Annotated in this window: 20 protein-coding genes and 1 tRNA gene; 9 read left to right on the top strand and 12 right to left on the bottom strand. The window is 65.7% G+C overall.

The features are described from left to right. Window positions 1–97: 97 nt before the first annotated feature. A complete protein-coding gene (locus tag IEW49_RS10300) occupies window positions 98–1,246 on the bottom strand; it encodes a tyrosine-type recombinase/integrase (protein ID WP_061926341.1) in 1,149 nt (382 codons plus the stop codon). A gap of 166 nt (window positions 1,247–1,412) precedes the next feature. Then, window positions 1,413–1,503, bottom strand: a tRNA-Ser gene (locus tag IEW49_RS10295). Window positions 1,504–1,692: 189 nt separating this feature from the next. Between IEW49_RS10295 and IEW49_RS10290 the strand changes: the two genes are divergently transcribed. Genes IEW49_RS10290 through IEW49_RS10280 form a run of 3 tightly spaced genes read left to right on the top strand, consistent with a single transcriptional unit; the run spans window position 1,693 to window position 4,305 of the window. Further along, window positions 1,693–2,508: a DUF1134 domain-containing protein gene (locus tag IEW49_RS10290; RefSeq protein ID WP_373282525.1), complete on the top strand. Its 816-nt coding sequence runs from the start codon at window positions 1,693–1,695 to the stop codon at window positions 2,506–2,508. Between the two features lie 48 nt (window positions 2,509–2,556). After that, window positions 2,557–3,735: an amino acid aminotransferase gene (locus tag IEW49_RS10285; RefSeq protein ID WP_188642579.1), complete on the top strand. Its 1,179-nt coding sequence runs from the start codon at window positions 2,557–2,559 to the stop codon at window positions 3,733–3,735. Between the two features lie 6 nt (window positions 3,736–3,741). Beyond that, complete coding sequence (locus IEW49_RS10280; RefSeq protein WP_188642578.1) at window positions 3,742–4,305, top strand: GNAT family N-acetyltransferase; 564 nt, start codon at window positions 3,742–3,744, stop codon at window positions 4,303–4,305. A 78-nt stretch (window positions 4,306–4,383) separates the two neighbouring features. Here IEW49_RS10280 and IEW49_RS10275 read toward each other — a convergent pair whose 3' ends face one another. From IEW49_RS10275 to IEW49_RS10240, 8 genes are all read right to left on the bottom strand, one after another. Further along, the gene (locus tag IEW49_RS10275; RefSeq protein WP_188642577.1) at window positions 4,384–5,079 is read right to left on the bottom strand and encodes a hypothetical protein; all 696 of its coding nucleotides are present in this window, start codon (window positions 5,077–5,079) and stop codon (window positions 4,384–4,386) included. 66 nt (window positions 5,080–5,145) lie between these two features. After that, window positions 5,146–5,934: an AraC family transcriptional regulator gene (locus IEW49_RS10270; protein WP_188642576.1), complete on the bottom strand. Its 789-nt coding sequence runs from the start codon at window positions 5,932–5,934 to the stop codon at window positions 5,146–5,148. A gap of 14 nt (window positions 5,935–5,948) precedes the next feature. Next, on the bottom strand, window positions 5,949–6,584 hold the full coding sequence (locus tag IEW49_RS10265; RefSeq protein WP_188642575.1) for a riboflavin synthase: 636 nt from the start codon (window positions 6,582–6,584) through the stop codon (window positions 5,949–5,951). Between the two features lie 9 nt (window positions 6,585–6,593). Beyond that, window positions 6,594–7,592 (bottom strand): bifunctional diaminohydroxyphosphoribosylaminopyrimidine deaminase/5-amino-6-(5-phosphoribosylamino)uracil reductase RibD, encoded by a 999-nt coding sequence (gene ribD, locus IEW49_RS10260; RefSeq protein ID WP_229658164.1) that lies wholly within the window; start codon window positions 7,590–7,592, stop codon window positions 6,594–6,596. Next, a complete protein-coding gene (locus tag IEW49_RS10255; RefSeq protein WP_188642574.1) occupies window positions 7,589–8,047 on the bottom strand; it encodes a hypothetical protein in 459 nt (152 codons plus the stop codon). Before IEW49_RS10255 ends, ribD begins: the two co-directional genes overlap by 4 nt. A 67-nt stretch (window positions 8,048–8,114) precedes the next feature. After that, on the bottom strand, window positions 8,115–8,813 hold the full coding sequence (locus IEW49_RS10250; RefSeq protein ID WP_229658163.1) for a M48 family metallopeptidase: 699 nt from the start codon (window positions 8,811–8,813) through the stop codon (window positions 8,115–8,117). Further along, window positions 8,810–9,274 (bottom strand): YcgN family cysteine cluster protein, encoded by a 465-nt coding sequence (locus tag IEW49_RS10245; RefSeq protein WP_188642573.1) that lies wholly within the window; start codon window positions 9,272–9,274, stop codon window positions 8,810–8,812. Before IEW49_RS10245 ends, IEW49_RS10250 begins: the two co-directional genes overlap by 4 nt. Further along, window positions 9,262–9,867 carry an SCO family protein gene (locus IEW49_RS10240; protein WP_188642572.1) on the bottom strand — a complete coding sequence of 202 codons (606 nt, stop codon included), beginning with the start codon at window positions 9,865–9,867 and terminating at the stop codon, window positions 9,262–9,264. The genes IEW49_RS10245 and IEW49_RS10240 overlap by 13 nt, the downstream gene beginning before the upstream one ends. Window positions 9,868–9,966: 99 nt before the next feature. Between IEW49_RS10240 and IEW49_RS10235 the strand changes: the two genes are divergently transcribed. The 5 genes from IEW49_RS10235 to ssb all read left to right on the top strand — a co-directional run bounded on the left by IEW49_RS10235 (window position 9,967) and on the right by ssb (window position 14,263). Then, the gene (locus IEW49_RS10235; RefSeq protein WP_229658162.1) at window positions 9,967–10,578 is read left to right on the top strand and encodes an ankyrin repeat domain-containing protein; all 612 of its coding nucleotides are present in this window, start codon (window positions 9,967–9,969) and stop codon (window positions 10,576–10,578) included. A 4-nt stretch (window positions 10,579–10,582) separates the two neighbouring features. After that, the gene (locus tag IEW49_RS10230) at window positions 10,583–11,257 is read left to right on the top strand and encodes a COQ9 family protein (RefSeq protein ID WP_188642571.1); all 675 of its coding nucleotides are present in this window, start codon (window positions 10,583–10,585) and stop codon (window positions 11,255–11,257) included. Between the two features lie 356 nt (window positions 11,258–11,613). Beyond that, a complete protein-coding gene (locus IEW49_RS10225; RefSeq protein WP_188642570.1) occupies window positions 11,614–11,883 on the top strand; it encodes a FeoA family protein in 270 nt (89 codons plus the stop codon). A 1-nt stretch (window position 11,884) separates the two neighbouring features. Further along, window positions 11,885–13,729: a ferrous iron transporter B gene (gene feoB / locus IEW49_RS10220; protein ID WP_188642569.1), complete on the top strand. Its 1,845-nt coding sequence runs from the start codon at window positions 11,885–11,887 to the stop codon at window positions 13,727–13,729. 15 nt (window positions 13,730–13,744) lie between these two features. Then, entirely contained in the window at window positions 13,745–14,263 is a 519-nt protein-coding gene (gene ssb, locus IEW49_RS10215; RefSeq protein ID WP_188642568.1) for a single-stranded DNA-binding protein, read from the top strand. 64 nt (window positions 14,264–14,327) lie between these two features. Here ssb and IEW49_RS10210 read toward each other — a convergent pair whose 3' ends face one another. Both IEW49_RS10210 and IEW49_RS10205 read right to left on the bottom strand, forming a co-directional pair. Then, complete coding sequence (locus tag IEW49_RS10210) at window positions 14,328–14,843, bottom strand: YceD family protein (protein WP_188642567.1); 516 nt, start codon at window positions 14,841–14,843, stop codon at window positions 14,328–14,330. Then, window positions 14,840–15,358, bottom strand: a complete 519-nt coding sequence (locus IEW49_RS10205) for a ubiquinol-cytochrome C chaperone family protein (protein ID WP_188642566.1) — start codon at window positions 15,356–15,358, stop codon at window positions 14,840–14,842. The genes IEW49_RS10210 and IEW49_RS10205 overlap by 4 nt, the downstream gene beginning before the upstream one ends. Window positions 15,359–15,507: 149 nt before the next feature. On the opposite strand from IEW49_RS10205, the gene IEW49_RS10200 reads away from it, so the two are divergent. Further along, window positions 15,508–15,975: an outer membrane protein assembly factor BamE gene (locus tag IEW49_RS10200; protein ID WP_188642565.1), complete on the top strand. Its 468-nt coding sequence runs from the start codon at window positions 15,508–15,510 to the stop codon at window positions 15,973–15,975. The last annotated feature ends 18 nt before the right edge of the window (window positions 15,976–15,993 follow it).

Genomic DNA, 15,993 nt, shown 5'->3' with positions numbered 1-15,993 from the left:
AGACGAAACTTTGGAACAGCAGCTTTCAGGTTTGTCCTCGCCTGACTTTATGGCTGCTATTAGGGCGCAAAGCCGTCGTGCCCACGAGAGCGCTTCTTTATCTTCCGACGCAGAAGTCTGACCATTCGCGCATCAGCTCACGCCGCTTGTCCAAATAGTTGGTACGGCGATAGGCCGCTTCCACTTTGTTGCTGACCGAGTGCGCTAGCGCCGCTTCCGCCACTTCGCCGGGGTAGCTTGTCTTCTCGGCGGCCCAATCTCGGAACGCAGATCGAAAGCCGTGCACCGTGAAGGCTAGCTTCGCGTAACGCAGGATCTTGAGCAGCGTCATGTCGGACATCGGGCGCAAGACATTGCGACCCGGGAAGACCAGATTGCTGCATTCAGCGTAGTAAGGTCTGGCACGTTCGAGCACGTCGATTGCCGCATCGGTCAGCGGGACCACATGTTCCTTGCCGACCTTCATACGCTCCGCTGGGACAGTCCAGAGTTTTGCGTCCAGATTGATCTCCGCCCATTTAGCACCCCGCACTTCGCCCGATCGAGAGGCAGTCAGGATCAGGAACTCAAGCCCGAGCCGTGCGACACTCGTTCGCTTGTGCAGATGCTTCAAGAAAGTTGGGACATCCTCATAGGGCATCGCAGCGAAATGGCCGTCCTGCTTGGGCTGCCGTGGCAGCGCACGACTCAGCGAGCGCATCGGCGCTTCGGTCGCGCGCATTCCGTTTGCATAGGCCCAATCGAGCACAACGCCGATCCGTTGCTTTACGCGGCGAGCTGTCTCTGGCTTTTCCAGCCAGATGTCGAGGAGCACTTCTCGGATGAGTGGGCCCTCGATGTCATTTACGAGCCGGTCGCCGAGCTTGGGAAAAGCATAGGTTTCGAGTGTATTGATCCACTGATCCTGATGCTTCCCGTTTTTCCAGGCCGCCTTTTGCTCGGAGTGGACCTTCTCGGCAGCGGCCTTGAACGTGAGGATTTCGATTTTCTGGCGCTTGCGCTCTTCGATCGGATCAATGCCTCGCTGAATATCGCGGCGCATGTCGATCGCGAGTTCGCGGGCTTCAGCCAATGTAACTAAGTCTAGTGGCCCTAGGCCGATGTCCCTTCGGCGCCCGTTTATGGTCGCGCGCAGCACCCAATACCCCTTTTTTGGGGCGGTGAGCAGCAGCGATAGGCCATCGCCATCCATGTAGCGGCCCGGTTTAGTGAGAGCTCGAATCTGAGCAGCGGAAAGTTTTCCCATAGCCATCCATCCTGGTTCTCTTCCCACATCTGCTCCCACAATAGTGGGTAGAAAGTGTGGGAAGGGTTAGAACAAAATAAGAACTAGAGATTCCGATGCAAGTCCGAAAAACCTCAGAATTCTGCGGCTTTCAGGGACTTTCTGGGATATCTAGGGATGGTATAGGTGGCGGAGACGGAGGGATTCGAACCCTCGATACCCGGTTTGGGTATGGTTCCTTAGCAGGGAACTGGTTTCAGCCACTCACCCACGTCTCCGCTTGCCGAGCCTAAGCCTGTGGCAGGCGAGCGGGCGCTATAGCGGCGGCTTCCCCGCGCCTCAAGGGGGCTTTCCGACTCGTTTTGGCACGAATTCGATTCGGTTCATCGCGCGTTCCTTGTCGTTGTGCCATTGCGGGATTCAACTATGGGTCGGCAGGGACACGTCCACCGGGAGGGTTCATCATGATGGTCAGCTTCACGCGCGGTTTCGCACGGTTTGCGCTCGCCTTCGGCGGGGCGCTGGCGCTTGCGACCGGTCCGGTCGCGGCACAGGTCACCTCAGTCGATCCCGACGTCGCGATCGACGGCGACCTGCTGGAAGAGGATGCCGGCCCCGAACAGCCGGCCGCCGAGAGCAGGCAGGGGCAGGCCACCCCGGTCGGTCCCGAGGCCACCACCCCCGATTCGGGGATCGAGAGCTGGCGCGACGATTATCCCGCCAGCGCCGATGACGCGCCTGCGCCCGACATGGCGGGCCCCACCCCCGAAGAGGCGACCGCGCAGCAGGCCGACGACGACATCACCTATCGCGAGGACGACCTGATCGGCGCGGCGGGCAGCGTGTTCGGCGAAGGCGCGCGCGAGGTCGCCGGGCTGATCGAGCGCATCCTCAAGGACCAGGGCCAGCCCAACGGCTACATCGTCGGGCGCGAGGGCGGCGGTGCCTTCATCGTCGGCGTGCGCTACGGCTCGGGCACGCTCTACCACAAGATCGAAGGCAAGCGCCCGGTCTACTGGACCGGGCCGTCGATCGGGCTCGATGCGGGCGCGAATGCAGGCAGCACCTTCGTGCTGGTCTACAACCTCTACGACACGGAGGACCTCTACACCCGCTTCCCGGCGGGCGAGGGCCAGCTATATTTCGTCGGCGGGGCCTCGGCGAGTTACTTGCGCAAGGGCGATATCGTGCTGATCCCGATCCGGATCGGCGCGGGGCTGCGCGCCGGCGTCAATGCGGGCTACCTCAAGCTGACCGAAAAGGCCGATTGGCTGCCGTTTTAGCTTCGAGCCCGCTTGCGGTGGAAGCCGCGTCCGGCCATACGGCGAGGCATGCTCGAAAAGCTCGACACCCAAAGCCCCGACGCGCTGCTCGCGCTCATCAAGCTCCACCGCGACGACCAGCGCGAGGACAAGATCGACCTCGGCGTCGGCGTCTATCGCGACGAGGAGGGTGAGACTCCGGTGTTCCGCTCGATCAAGGCGGCCGAGGCCATCCTGCACGACAAGCAGGACAGCAAGTCCTATCTCGGCCCCGAAGGCGATATCGGCTTCGTCAACGCGCTGATGCCTTATGTCTTCGGCAATGCCGATCCGACCATGGGTGGGCGCATCGCCGGGATGCAGACCCCTGGCGGTACCGGTGCGGTGCGGCTCGCCTTCGCGCTGGCGCAGGCCGCGGGCGCGAAATCGGTCGTGCTGGGCGAGCCGAGCTGGCCCAACCATCGCCAGATCGCGCGCGATCTCGGGCTCGAGATCATTTCTTTCGAACACGCCGCCGATGCGTCGACCACCGATTTCGAGGCGCTCAAGACGGCGATCGCCGATGCCGGCGAAGGTGACGTGTTGCTGCTCCACGGATCGAGCCACAACCCGACCGGGATCGATTACTCGCTCGCGCAGTGGCAGGAGATCGCGCGACTGGCGCAGGAGAAGGGCCTGATCCCCGTGCTCGACATCGCCTACCAAGGGCTGGGCGAGGGGATCGAGGAAGACGTTGCGGGTGCGCGCGCCTTCCTCGCCGAGGTGCCCGAGGCGATGGTCACCTACAGCTGCGACAAGAATTTCGGCATGTACCGCGACCGGGTCGGCGCGTTCTACGTGCTCGCGGCCGATCGCGACGTGCTCGACAAGGCGATGAGCAATGCCAATTCGCTCGCACGCGCGAACTGGTCGATGCCGCCCGATCACGGCGGCGCGGCGGTGCGGATCGTGCTGCGCGATACCGAGCTGACGCGGCGCTGGAAGGAAGAGCTCGCCGCTATGCGCGGGCGGCTGCGCTGGATCCGCGATACGCTGGGCAAGGCCGGCACGGCGGGTTCGGTCGACCTGACCCCGCTCGCGAGCCATAACGGGCTGTTCTCGATGCTGCCCATCGGCCCGGAATCGATCGAGGCGCTGCGCCGGGACCACGCGATCTACATGGCGGGTTCGGGTCGCATCAACATCGCCGGGCTGAACGAGGGCAACATCGATCGTTTCATCGCCGCGCTCGGCGACGTAACCGCCTGAAGGGTAATGGCGATGGATCGCCAGCCGGTGCTCGAAGACGATCGCGTCCTCCTGCGCCCGCTGGCCGAGGCGGACCGCGAGGCGCTCTACGCGATCGCTTCCGACCTGATGGTGTGGGAACAGCACCCGATCCACGACCGCTGGCGGCGCGAGGTGTTCGACGCCTTCTTCGATGACGGGCTCAGCAGCGGCGGCGCGCTGGCCGTGATCCGCAAGGGCGATGGCGAGCGCGAGGACCGGATCGTGGGCTCGACCCGCTACGATGCATACGACGAGGAGGAGGGCGGCAGCGTCGAGATCGGCTGGACCTATCTCGAACGCGCGCAATGGGGGAAGGGCATCAACCCCGCGATGAAGCGGCTGATGCTGGCCCATGCGTTCGCAAGCGTCGCGCGCGTCGACTTCCGCGTCGGCGACACCAATTGGCGCTCGCGCTATGCGCTCGAGGCGATCGGCGCCGAGCGAGGGCCGCGCTACGAGCTCGAGCGCTACCAGGGCAAACGCGTGGTCCACCTCGTCTACGAACTGACTCGCGAGGCATTCGAGCAGGGGCCGCTGACGGGCGATTGAGGGTGAGAATTGCAGACGGGTCCTTGCCTGCCTCGCCGTTACTCGACGAAATCTAGCCCGCGCGTTGCCGCCAGCGCGTCATAAAGTGCCTTCTTCCAAATCTTCAACTGCATCGTCTTCACCCTCTCGCGAATCTTTATCGCAGGCATATTTTAGGTTGGCCGCATAGGCCTCAATCTCCAGCGGCATGTCCTCATGTCCGTGTCGGCGCAATTGCCCCATGTAATCTTGCAAGTAGGCGGCGAAATCTGCGCTGCGTTCTATTTGCCAGACGTGCACGAGTTCATGCGCGAGGCCGGGGCGGTCGAGGACGAAACCGTCGCGCACCCAGATAGTGTATCCGAAGGCCTGCGCATTGTTGACGACGCCGGGCCCGATGAAGCCCAGCTTCTCCCCGATCTCGCGCATGGCCGCATCTTCCGTCGGAAATGGCACAGCATCGACGAGGACCAGTCGCACCTTGTCTGGGCGCTCGATCCCGATCTCGGTGGCCATTTCGCGCTGTGCTGGCGTTAGCGGGCTTCCGCGCTCCTGCCCTTCGGCTTCGATCGATACCACCCATTGGGCGTATCGGGCCAAAAAGCTACCGTACCGATCAGCCTGCTGGGCTTGGTCCGGACGTTCGGCTTTCGCCTGCATGGGAAGGGCAAACGCTTGTCCGGCTGTCACCCAGGCCACGGCGATTGCAGCACAAGCTGCAAGTCCTGCGCGCAGGACCGTACGCCGACCGGGCTCGAGATGAGTGCCGTCGATGCGCTTACTAAAATTGGTCATGTGGTAATCCCTAGTCTGTTGTCAGGACTAACGATTAGTAGAACCTGCGGGTTTAGTTCTTGAACCTCATTGCTCTCGATATCGCGCGGGAGATATTCCGACGATCGATTGAAATTGGCGGGTGAGGTGACTCTGGTCGGCGAATCCCAAGCCGATGGCGATATCCGCCAGAGGTGTCCCTTTCAGGATTAGTCGTCGTGCTGCGTGGATGCGCCGCTGGGTGCGATAGGCGAGTGGGCTCAATCCGTGTGAGCGGGAGAAGCTGCGCGCCAAGTGGAACTTGCTGATCTCGGCCGCAGCGGCGAGCTCGTCCAACCCGAAGTTCTCGGGGTAATGTTCGTCGATATAACGCCGTGCCCTGTCCACGGCTTCGGGGAGTTGGGGTTCATGATCGGGCCGGTCACCCGCATCAAAAGCGATCTCGATAATTTCGGCGACTGCGCTTTCTTGTTCCAGCCGGTCGCCTGTTCCGGCTTCGAACCACCGGTGCAGTTCAAGGAGCCGTTCGCCCGCTACAGGATCGTTCCGCCAAGGTGCCGCAAAGCGCAGATTGGAACAGCCGGAAAATGACGCCACAAGTTCGGGAGGCAGGTAGAACACCCTGTATCGCAACACCTCGCTTCCAAGCGTGTGATTTGAATGTGCAAGGCCTGGCTCGATGGTGATTAGGTCACCTGTGTCGATGAGATGTGAGGTGCCGTTGACCTCTAGCCTTTCGGCACCGCCTTCAATGACACCGAGGACGTAGTCGTCATGGATGTGTACTGGGAAGCTGCGGTCACGATAAGCAACGGCAACGAGTTCCAGCTCAACATGTTTAGGACGGGTGAAGCGGGCGGGGGGTCCGTCTTTCATGGGAAACAGCAAACTTACCCCGCCAGCGCCTGCATCCGCTTGAGATACCGCGCGAGCACGTCGATCTCGAGGTTCACGCCGTCGCCCTCGGTCAGCGCGCCGAGCGTGGTGACGTCGCCGGTATGCGGGATGATATTGAGGGTGAAGTCGCAGGCGCAGTCGTCGCGGTCGGTCACTTCGTTGACCGTCAGCGAGACGCCGTCGACGGTGATCGAGCCCTTGGGGGCGATGAAGGGGGCGATGTCGCGCGGCGCGCGGATGGTGAGGCGGGTCGAGCCGCCGACCTCTTCGCTGCCGACGACTTCGCCCACCGCATCGACATGGCCGGTAACGATATGGCCGCCCAGTTCGTCGCCGAGCTTGAGCGCGGTTTCGAGATTGAGCTTCGCGCCCTCGTCCCACATGCCCGGCGCGGTGCGGCTGACGCTTTCGCCCGACACGTCGACCGCGAACCATCCGCCATCCCGACCATCCTGAGCCTGTCGAAGGACGCCCTTCTCGACCACGGTCATGCAGGCGCCCGAACAAGCGATCGAGGCGCCGATATCGATGGTCGCGGGGTCGTATGGGCAGGCGATCCGGACGCGCCGGTCGCCCTGTTGCGCGGAGTGGGTGACGGTGCCGATGGCGGTGACGATTCCGGTGAACATGGCGTCGTCCTAGCGGGTGCGCCGGTAGATTTCGAGCATGTCGTCGCCGAGTTCGCGCCACGCGATGCGCTGCCAGCGTCCATGCGCGGCGGCGAGGTCGGTCAGCCCGATATCGCCGACGCCCGCGCGGCCATTGCCGATGATGACGGGCGCGCGGTAGATCAGGAGCGTGTCGACGAGATCGCGCTCGAGGAACGCCGCCGCCGCGCCGCCGCCGCCTTCGACCATCAGGTACTGAATATCGGAGAGGGCCGAGAGGTCGTCGAGCCCGGACAGCGCGTTCCAGCCCTCGGGCGCGTGGCCGCGAGTCAGCACGAAGCGTTCGGGCGAGCGGTCCTCCAGCCCCGGCAGGCGCACGTCGAGACTCGGATTGTCCGCGCGCAGCGTTTCGCCGCCGACGAGAATCGCGTCGACCGCCGCGCGTTCGCGATGGGTGTGGGCGCGGGCCTGCTCACCAGTGATCCACTTGCTGGTGCCATCGGCAAGCGCGATCTTGCCGTCGAGCGAGAGCGCGAGCTTGAGCGTGATATGCGGACGGCCTTCGCGCCGCTGGATCAGATATCCGGCAAGGCTCTCATGGCTGGCCGGATCGTCGACCACCTCGGCCTCGATCCCCGTCGCGCGCAGTTTCTCGATTCCCTTGCCCGCGGTGCGCGGATCGGGATCGGCCACGCCTGCGACCACCCGAGCCACGCCAGCCTCGACCAGCAGGTCGGAACAGGCCGGGCCGCGCGCGCTCTCATGCGCGCAGGGTTCGAGCGTGACGTAACTGGTCGCGCCGCGCGCTGCTTCGCCCGCTTCGTCAAGCGCCATCGCCTCGGCATGCGGACGGCCTCCGGGCCGGGTCCAGCCGCGTCCGACCACCACGCCGTCCTTGACGATGATCGCGCCGACCGCAGGGTTGGGGCGGCTCAGCGGGCGTGCACGCTCGGCGAGCCGTGCGGTCTGCGCGAGCCAGTCGGCATCGGTGCGCGCCTCGCTCGCAGCCGGACCCAAACCCGGGCTCACTCTTCGATTTGTTCGTAGGCTTCGGCCTGGCGCTGGGCGAGGATCCGCCGCGCCTCTGCGCGCTGTGCCTCGACCCGGGCGCGCTCGGCCTCGGCCTCGGCCTCGACCGCGTCGACGTCGATCCCGCTCATCCGGCCGAGCGAGCGGTAGATCTCCTTGACCTCCTCGTTGCGCGCGGCCTGTTCGGCGACCAGCCGGTCCTTGCGTTCCTGGTTGGCGATGTTGCTGGCGACGATCTCGGCATCGGTGCGTCCGGGCGCGAGGGTCGAGATGATCTCGATCTCGGGGCGCTCGGGCGGGATCATCGCGCGTTCCTGCGCCATCGTGCCGAACAGGGTGAAGGTGATCGCGGCGGCCAGCGCCATGAAGCGCCAGCGGTTCTTGCCCGCGACCTTGTAGACCTGTCGGAAATCCTCGATCGCGCCGACCGGATTGACGTTTCGGATAAAGCCCATGCGTCCATAGATAGGCGCATTGGCTTAACCTTGCCAGTATCGCGTGCCTCCCGGGGCACCGCGCACCCTAGGGATAGGCGGCGTAAAGGCTGCGACCCTTCGCTTTCAACCAGCGATCGGACGGTTCCTGCAGCCCCGGCGCGAGCGAATCGCACAGCGCTCGAAACGCTGGCGAATGGTCGAAGTGGACGAGGTGCGCGACCTCGTGCGCGACCACTGCGCGGCGCACGAAATCGGGCGCCATCACCAGCCGCCAGTTGATTCGCAGCGTTCCGCCCGAGGAACACGAACCCCAGCGCCGCCGCGCGCTGGTGAGGCGGAAGGGGACCGGATCGATTCCCGCCGCGGCGCAGAAATACGGCACGTCCCCGGCAAGCAGGTCGAGCATCCGCGCACGCAGCCAGCGCTCGATTCGCCGGTCGAGATTCTCGTCCGGACCGCCGACCACCAGCCGGGTGCCGTCGAGCGCGATCCGGCGCGGGCGGGCGCGATCGTGATCGACCAGCAGTTCCTCCCCGCGGAACGGCAGCCACGCGCCGTCACGCAGCACGAGCGGTTCGGGCCGCGCGGCGAGCTGGCGGGCGATCCAGTCGCGCCGGTCGGTGGCGAAGCGCATGGCCTCGCGCTCGCGGCCCCAGCGCGGGATCGTGATCGCGACCGCCTCGCCGTCGGGCGCGATCCGCAGTGTCATCCGCCGCGCGGTGGCGTGGCGCCGGATTCGCACCGGCACCTCGCGCCCTTCGAGCGACAGCCGGTGCTCGCTCACGGCTCGTAGTCCGCGTCGTCGGGATCGATAATGTGCTGCTCGATCGGTCCCGCATCGACTTCGCTGATCACGCGACCCGCCACGCCCACCCCGGCGCGGTGGACCGCCGCGCGATCGCCGCTCAGCAGGTAATGCCACTCGGGCAGTGCCTCGCCGCGCGCGCGGACCTTGTAGGCGCAGGTCTCGGGCAGCCAGTTGATCCGGTGCGCGAGCCGCGGGGTGAGCCGCAGGCAATCGGGGACGAAGGCGAGCCGGTGGCGGTAATTGGTGCACACCGCCTTACCGGTATCGAGCAGCTTGCACGCGACGTTGGTGTGGAGGATTTCGCCGGTATCCTCGTCCTCGAACTTGTGCAGGCAGCAATTGCCGCAGCCGTCGCACAGCGCCTCCCACTCGGCGCGGTTCAACTTCTCGAGCGGCAGCTCCCAGAACTTGTCGCGCAGGTCGGTCAGCGAATCCATCGCCGCATTTCCGCGAGCGTTCCCTCGACGCTTTCATCGACCGGGAGCAGTGCCAGTGGCTCGCCCTGCGGGCCGAACAGGTAGGCGCCCGGCGGTCCGTGGGTGACCTTGTAGAAGCCGTATTCGTCCTCTTCCTCGAGCGCGCGATAGGCGGCGAAATCCTTCACTACCTCGTCGATCTGTTCCTCGCTCCCGGTCAGGCCGACGAGGTCGGGGGCGAAATTGCCGGTGAACTGCGCAAGCGCCTCGGGCGTGTCGCGCGCGGGATCGACGGTGATGAAGATCGCGGCGATCTCGGTGTCGGGATTTTCCTCGAGATAGGCCTGTCGCGCACGCACCATGCGCTGCGTGTCGTAGGGGCAGACGTCGGGACACGAGGTGTAGCCGAAATAGACCATCCGGTACTGGCCGGCGAAATCGGACCAGCTGACCTCTTCGCCCGCGCCCGAGGTCAGGGTGAAATCGCCACCGATCCGCGCGCCTGCCAGCGGCGGCTCTTCGGCCGGGACGTCGGCGGCGGGCGAACAGGCCGCGAGGGAGAGGGAAAGCAGGGCGAGGAGCGAGGCGGTGCGGGGCATGACAAGCGCGTTCATGGTCTGCTAAAGCGCGGCTCGCAAGGGGTGGCCGTACGGTCGGGCCCGGGCATTCACGGCTTTGTGCGCGGATGCCGGAAAATTACGTCGGAGCAAGTGGTGGCAATCTCAATTCGCAAGTCCCTCATCCTCGTGCTGAGCCTGTTCGCGGTGTCGGTGTCGACGCCCGCCGCAGCGCAGCTGCAGTCGCAGGGCTACAAGTTCCTCGAAGCGGTCAAGAAGCGCGAGGGACAGGAAATCATCGACATGCTCGCCGCGTCGAACAACCAGCTGGTGACGTCGCGCGAATTCACCACCGGCGACACCGCGCTGCACATCGTCGCGCGCCGCCGCGACCTGCAATACCTGAAATATTTCTCGCAGAAGGGTGCCGATGTGAACGCGCTCAACAAGGCTGGCGAAAGCCCGCTCACGATCGCGGTCGGGTTGGGCTGGCTCGAGGGAGTCGAATACCTGCTGTTCCGCAAGGCGCGCACCGATGTCACCAACCAGACCGGCGAGACCCCGCTGATCCAGGCGGTCCACCAGCGCTCGACCGACATGATCGAGATGCTCCTGGAGGCTGGAGCCGATCCCGACCGCAACGACAATTCGGGCCGTTCGGCGCGCGACTATGCCCAGCTCGACACCCGCAATTCGCGCATCCTCGCAGCGATCGAGGAGCACGAGAAAGAGAAATCCTCCGCCCCCGTCTATGGCCCCGGAGGCTGACGGCATGGCTGATCGCGTGGCCGAAGACCTCGCCGACCTGACGCTCGACGAATTGCGGCTGGCGCTCGCTCCTCGAATCGCCGACGAGGCGATCTTCGACGGCTGGAGCGATACCGCGCTGGTCGCCGTGGCGGAGCGCGAAGGCGTCGATCCCGATGTTGCGAAACTCGCCTTCGAAGGCGGCGCGATGCAGATGATCGAAAGCTGGATCGACGCGATCGACGCGGCGATGATCGTCGAACTGCCGCGCGAGAAGCTCGCCGAAATGAAGATCCGCGAACGCATCCGCACGCTGGTGCAGTTCCGGCTCGACCAGGCGCTGGGCCGCGAGGAAGCGCTGCGGCGCGCGCTGGCGGTCATGGCACTGCCGCAGAACGTCTCGCGTTCGCTCAAGACCGGATGGCGCAGCGCCGACCTGATGTGGCGGCTCGCGGGCGACACCGCTACCGATTACAACCACTACACCAAGCGCACGATCCTCGCCGGGATCTACAGCGCGACGCTCGCCGTGTTCGTCGAGGACACGAGCGAGGACAAGGCCGAGACCCGCGCCTTCCTCGACCGCCGGATCGAGGGCGTGATGAAGTTCGAGAAGGCCAAGGCCAAATGGCTCGGCGGCGAGCGCGAGCATTTCGACCTCGTGCGGTTTTTGGGGCGGCTGCGGTATCCGGCGAAGTAGGACTTTTTTGTGGTTACGCCCGCCCATCCGGGCGGGCATCCTCGGTGCTATTCTCTCCGCTACGCTCCGAGGTACCTGCGGGCGCGCAGTCGCGCTTGCCTCCGCCTGATCGGCGTCGGGCGACCGCCTTGATCGTGTCCACTCGGCGCCCCCTTTCGATATCCGTCCTCAATTTGCGCGCGGTAGCGCGCGACCGCACGCCGCGGCTTATGCCGCGAAGCCAAGCGGCCCGGATGGGCCGCGCCCGGCGTTTGAGGGCGCAAAACAAATGAATTTAGGCACGCAGACATAACCACGAATCCTCACGCTATTGAGAACCGATTGCAATTAGCGCGCTCGCATGCCAAGGCCGGAGCATGACGCTCGACACCCTCAAGCCCGGCCAGCGCGCGCGGATTACCGCGGTGGACACCGATTCGATCGATCCTTCGGACGCGCGGCGCCTGCTCGCGCTCGGCCTCGATACCGGCGCGCGGGTCGCGATCGCGCACAAGGGCGTGTTCGGCGGCTCCGATCCAATCGCGGTGATCGTCGGGCGGATGACGGTCGCGGTGCGCCGCGCCCACGCCCGCGCGCTCTCGGTTGAGCCCGCCGCGCATACCGAAGAAGTGCAGGCAGGGGCCTGACATGACCCGCCAGCAACGTCTCGTCGCCCTTGCGGGCAATCCCAACGCGGGCAAGAGCGCGCTGTTCAACGCACTCACCGGTGCGCGGCAGAAGATCGCCAACTATCCCGGCGTCACCGTCGAGCGGAAGGCGGGCCGGATGTATTCCCCCGCGGGCGAACCGATCGAACTGGTCGACCTGCCGGGAAGCTATTCGCTCGATCCGTCGAGCCCCGACGAGGAAGTCACCCGCAAGGTCGTGATGGGCGAGTTCGAGGGCGAAACGCAGCCCGATTCGCTGATCATCGTGATCGATGCGGCGAATATCGAACAGCACCTCGTCTTCGCGCAGGAATTGCTCAGCCTCGGCCTGCCGACGGTGATCGCGCTCAACATGGTCGATTTGGCCGAGCGCGACGGGCTGGTGCTCGATCCGGCGGCCTTGTCCGAAGCGCTGGGCGTGCCCGTGATTCCCACCGTGGCGGTGCGCCGCAAGGGGCTCGACGAATTGCGCGCCGCGCTCGCCTCGCTCGACGGGGCTCCCGCGCGCGAACCGCGCCCGAGCATCGGGCTGACCGAGCGGCGCGTCTCGGCCGAGGCGATCGCCGACGCCGCGATCCTCTCCGAAACCGCGACCCGGCGCCTGCACGCGCATCTCGACCGGGTGCTGCTCAATCCGTGGATCGGGCCGGTGATCCTCGCCGGGATACTGTTCTTCGTCTTCCAGGCGGTGTTCGCCTGGGCGACGCCATTCGCCGATGCACTCGAGGGTGCGGTGGCGTGGCTCAGCCAACTCGTGACCGCCAATATGGGCCCGGGTCTGGTGCGCGACATCATCACCGAAGCGGTGCTGGCGGGCGTCGGCTCGGTGGTCGTGTTCCTGCCGCAGATCGTGATCCTGTTCGCCTTCATCCTGGTGATGGAAGCGACCGGCTACATGGCACGCGCGGCCTTCCTGATGGACCGGATGATGAGCTTCGTGGGCCTGTCGGGCCGCAGCTTCATCCCGCTGCTCTCCAGCTTCGCCTGCGCGATTCCCGGTATCATGGCGACGCGTTCGATCGCCGATCCGAAGGACCGGCTGACCACGATCCTCGTCGCGCCGCTGATGACATGTTCGGCGCGGTTGCCGGTCTATGCGGTGATCATCGCCGCGTTCATCCCGCGCCAGAGCGTGGGCCCGGGCATCGGGTTGCAGGGGCTCGTCCTGTTCCTGCTCTACGTCGCCGGGATTATCGGCGCGATGGTGGTCGCGCTGGTGCTGCGCCGCTCGGTGACGAAGGGCGCGGGCTCGGGCTTCATCATGGAACTGCCGAAATACCAGTGGCCGCAATTGAAGGATCTCGCGATCGGGCTGTGGCAGCGGGCGTGGATATTCCTGCGCCGCGCGGGCACGATCATCTTCATCGCCACCGCGCTCCTCTGGGTGCTGCTCAGCTTTCCCAAGGCCGGGCCGGGCGAAAGCCAGGTCGATGCCAGCATCGCCGGCAAGATCGGCAGCGCGATCCACGTCGTGGTCGAGCCGATCGGGTTCAATCGCGACATCGCGATGAGTCTCGTGCCCGCCATGGCGGCACGCGAGGTGGCGGTCAGCTCGCTGGGCACGATCTACGCGGTCGACAGCGACGACGAGGACGAGACCGCCGAGGCCGTGACCGCCAGCGTCGCCGCGCGCTGGAGCCTGCCGACCGCGCTCGCTTTCCTCGCCTGGTTCGTGTTCGCTCCGCAATGCGTCAGCACGATCGCGGTCGCCCGGCGCGAGACCAATTCGTGGAAATGGCCGACCTTCATGGTGGTGTACCTGTTCGCGCTGGCGTACGTATTCGCGGGAATCACCTATTGGAGTGCTGTGGCACTCGGACTCTAGCAAGGACGGAATATTATGGCGGGCTCGCTCAACAAGGTCATGCTGATCGGCAATCTCGGGCAGGACCCGGAGATCCGCAGTTTCCAGAATGGCGGCCGGGTCGCCAACCTGCGCATCGCCACGTCGGAGAAATACAAGGACCGCGACGGCAACATGCAGGAAAAGACCGAGTGGCACACCGTCGCGATCTTCTCCGACGGGCTCGTCGGCGTGGTCGAGCGGTTCCTCAAGAAGGGCTCGAAGGTCTATGTCGAGGGCCAGCTGCAGACCCGCAAGTGGCAGGACCAGCAGGGCAATGACCGCTATTCGACCGAAGTCGTGCTGCGCGGCTTCAACGGTACGCTGACCATGCTCGACGGTGCGTCGGGCGGCGGCGGTGGCGGCGGCCAGCGTTCGGGCGGCTGGAACGACGGCAGCTCGGGTCCGGGCGCATCCTCGGGTGGCGGCGACAACTGGCAATCGGGCGGCGGCAATGGCGGCGGTTCGGGCGGCGGCAACTTCACCGACGACCTCGACGACGATATTCCGTTCTGAGTCTTTTGTTTCAGACCCTCACCACCTGCGCCGTGCGATCGGCCCGGCCCCGAAAGGCCACGCCTTACTCCTTCAAGCCCTTCAGCGCATCGGCCAGCGGTCCGCTCGGCGCAGGCTCTTCGAGGCCCTTCTCCTTCCGCACGCGGTCGGCATTCGGGCCTTCGGCGTAAGGATCGATCGCCAGCGCGAGGCTTTGCGCGATCGCTTCGCCGAGGTCGATCTGCTGGCCTTCGTACTCGATCTCGTCGAGCTCGTCCGAACCCACTTCGACCGGTTCCTCGACCGCGGCGAAGTGGCGCGGGGGGACGAAGGTGAGCGCCATGTCCTCGGCCAGCTCGGTTTCGAACGGCTCGCCCGAGACCGCGCAGTCCTGCACGATGGTCGCGGCGAAGGATCCGGTCGCGGCGATGTCCCGGCCCTTCTTCGCCAGTGTCAGAGTACCCGTAAGCGACTTGATCGCGGGGATGTCGAAGCGTTTTGCGAGCGCCGCGCGCTCCTCTTCGGTGGCTTCGTAGTCCAGCGTGCGGCCCTCGGCATCGCCGGTGCCGACCAAGCGCGAGAATTCGGGGGTGTCGCTCAAGCGATCTCTCCTGCGAGCAGTTTCCGGCTGTCCATCGCGCCGAAGCGGTCGTGCATCGCACGCATCCGCTCGGCCACGCGGTGCGCACCCTCCGCGCTCGAAAGCGAGACGTTGCGATCGACCGCCGCCTCGAGCGTGGCGTCGTCTGCAGCGGTGAGCCCGGCGCGATAGGCCTCGATCCGACCGGCGAGCGTACCCACCAGCTTGCCGACCTTTTTGCCCACCATCAGGTCCCCGACGCCGCTTTCGCGCAGCTGGCCCGACATGTCGTCGACGAACAGCTCGGTCACCCGGGCAGAGGGTTCGCGCAGCGGCTCGTCGCGTTCCATCCGGATCATCACGAGCGCGGTGACGAGGGTGATCGCATCGAAGCGGCCCTCGACCGTGTCGGCGATCCCGCCATTCTCGTACCACGCCGGATCGCGCGCCTCGCGCACGATGGCATGCCACAGCGGGCGCAGCGCCTCGGCGGGGTCGGGCTTGGTCGAGAAGAAGCGGGAGAGAAAGCGTTTCAAGGGGATTTCCGTTCAGCGGGAATTCAATGGCAGCGGCACAGCAATGCGGCGTGTTGCGAAGCCGCGTCGAGCCGCGTAAGGCTTGCCGCGCAAATAGGGTCGCCGCTGCCGCTTGGCAATCGGTCGGCCAGGACAGGAGTTTTCGATAGATGAAGCGGAGCGCGCTTACCGCGATCCTGATCGGCACGGCGGCACTGGCCGTCTCCGGCTGCACCTCGATCCGCGGGCAGAACGGATTCGTCGGCGACGGGGCGATTACCAATTCGGTCCTGCCGGGCGTCGACAACCAGGGCTCGGTCGAGCGCGGGCTCGGCCGCCCGACCTTCGTCTCGCAGTTCGGCGAACCCGTCTGGTACTATGTGTCGTCGACCACCGGCCAGCCGGCCTTCGGCACGCCGCGCATCACCAACCACTCGGTGATCGCGATCCGGTTCGACGACCGCGGCAACGTCACCTCGGTCGATCGCACCGGAATGGAGCTGGTCGCGCGGATCGATCCGAACGGCGACACCACGCCCACGCTCGGCCGCGAGCGCGGCTTCCTCGAAGACCTGTTCGGCAATATCGGCCAGGTCGGTGGGGTCGGCCCGGGCGGCGGCGGCGGCGGACCGCCCTGACGTACCCGGCGGCTTGAA

It is taken from the genome of Pseudoblastomonas marina (assembly GCF_014641655.1).
In the GTDB taxonomy this organism is placed as follows: Bacteria; Pseudomonadota; Alphaproteobacteria; order Sphingomonadales; family Sphingomonadaceae; genus Alteriqipengyuania_A; species Alteriqipengyuania_A marina.
Note: the sequence above shows the minus strand (reverse complement) of the source record. Positions and strands in the feature narration are given on the sequence as shown.

Excerpts from the sequence above, each read along its gene's own strand:
- IEW49_RS10265 (WP_188642575.1), bottom strand. The coding sequence starts at position 6,584 with ATGTTCACCGGAATCGTCACCGCCATCGGCACCGTCACCCACTCCGCG.
- IEW49_RS10200 (WP_188642565.1), top strand. The coding sequence starts at position 15,508 with ATGAAGCGGAGCGCGCTTACCGCGATCCTGATCGGCACGGCGGCACTG.
- IEW49_RS10245 (WP_188642573.1), bottom strand. The coding sequence starts at position 9,274 with ATGGATTCGCTGACCGACCTGCGCGACAAGTTCTGGGAGCTGCCGCTC.
- feoB (WP_188642569.1), top strand. The coding sequence starts at position 11,885 with ATGACCCGCCAGCAACGTCTCGTCGCCCTTGCGGGCAATCCCAACGCG.
- IEW49_RS10300 (WP_061926341.1), bottom strand. The coding sequence starts at position 1,246 with ATGGGAAAACTTTCCGCTGCTCAGATTCGAGCTCTCACTAAACCGGGC.
- IEW49_RS10255 (WP_188642574.1), bottom strand. The coding sequence starts at position 8,047 with ATGGGCTTTATCCGAAACGTCAATCCGGTCGGCGCGATCGAGGATTTC.
- IEW49_RS10240 (WP_188642572.1), bottom strand. The coding sequence starts at position 9,867 with ATGAACGCGCTTGTCATGCCCCGCACCGCCTCGCTCCTCGCCCTGCTT.
- IEW49_RS10290 (WP_373282525.1), top strand. The coding sequence starts at position 1,693 with ATGGTCAGCTTCACGCGCGGTTTCGCACGGTTTGCGCTCGCCTTCGGC.
- IEW49_RS10230 (WP_188642571.1), top strand. The coding sequence starts at position 10,583 with ATGGCTGATCGCGTGGCCGAAGACCTCGCCGACCTGACGCTCGACGAA.
- IEW49_RS10280 (WP_188642578.1), top strand. The coding sequence starts at position 3,742 with ATGGCGATGGATCGCCAGCCGGTGCTCGAAGACGATCGCGTCCTCCTG.
- IEW49_RS10285 (WP_188642579.1), top strand. The coding sequence starts at position 2,557 with ATGCTCGAAAAGCTCGACACCCAAAGCCCCGACGCGCTGCTCGCGCTC.
- IEW49_RS10270 (WP_188642576.1), bottom strand. The coding sequence starts at position 5,934 with ATGAAAGACGGACCCCCCGCCCGCTTCACCCGTCCTAAACATGTTGAG.
- IEW49_RS10225 (WP_188642570.1), top strand. The coding sequence starts at position 11,614 with ATGACGCTCGACACCCTCAAGCCCGGCCAGCGCGCGCGGATTACCGCG.
- ssb (WP_188642568.1), top strand. The coding sequence starts at position 13,745 with ATGGCGGGCTCGCTCAACAAGGTCATGCTGATCGGCAATCTCGGGCAG.
- IEW49_RS10275 (WP_188642577.1), bottom strand. The coding sequence starts at position 5,079 with ATGACCAATTTTAGTAAGCGCATCGACGGCACTCATCTCGAGCCCGGT.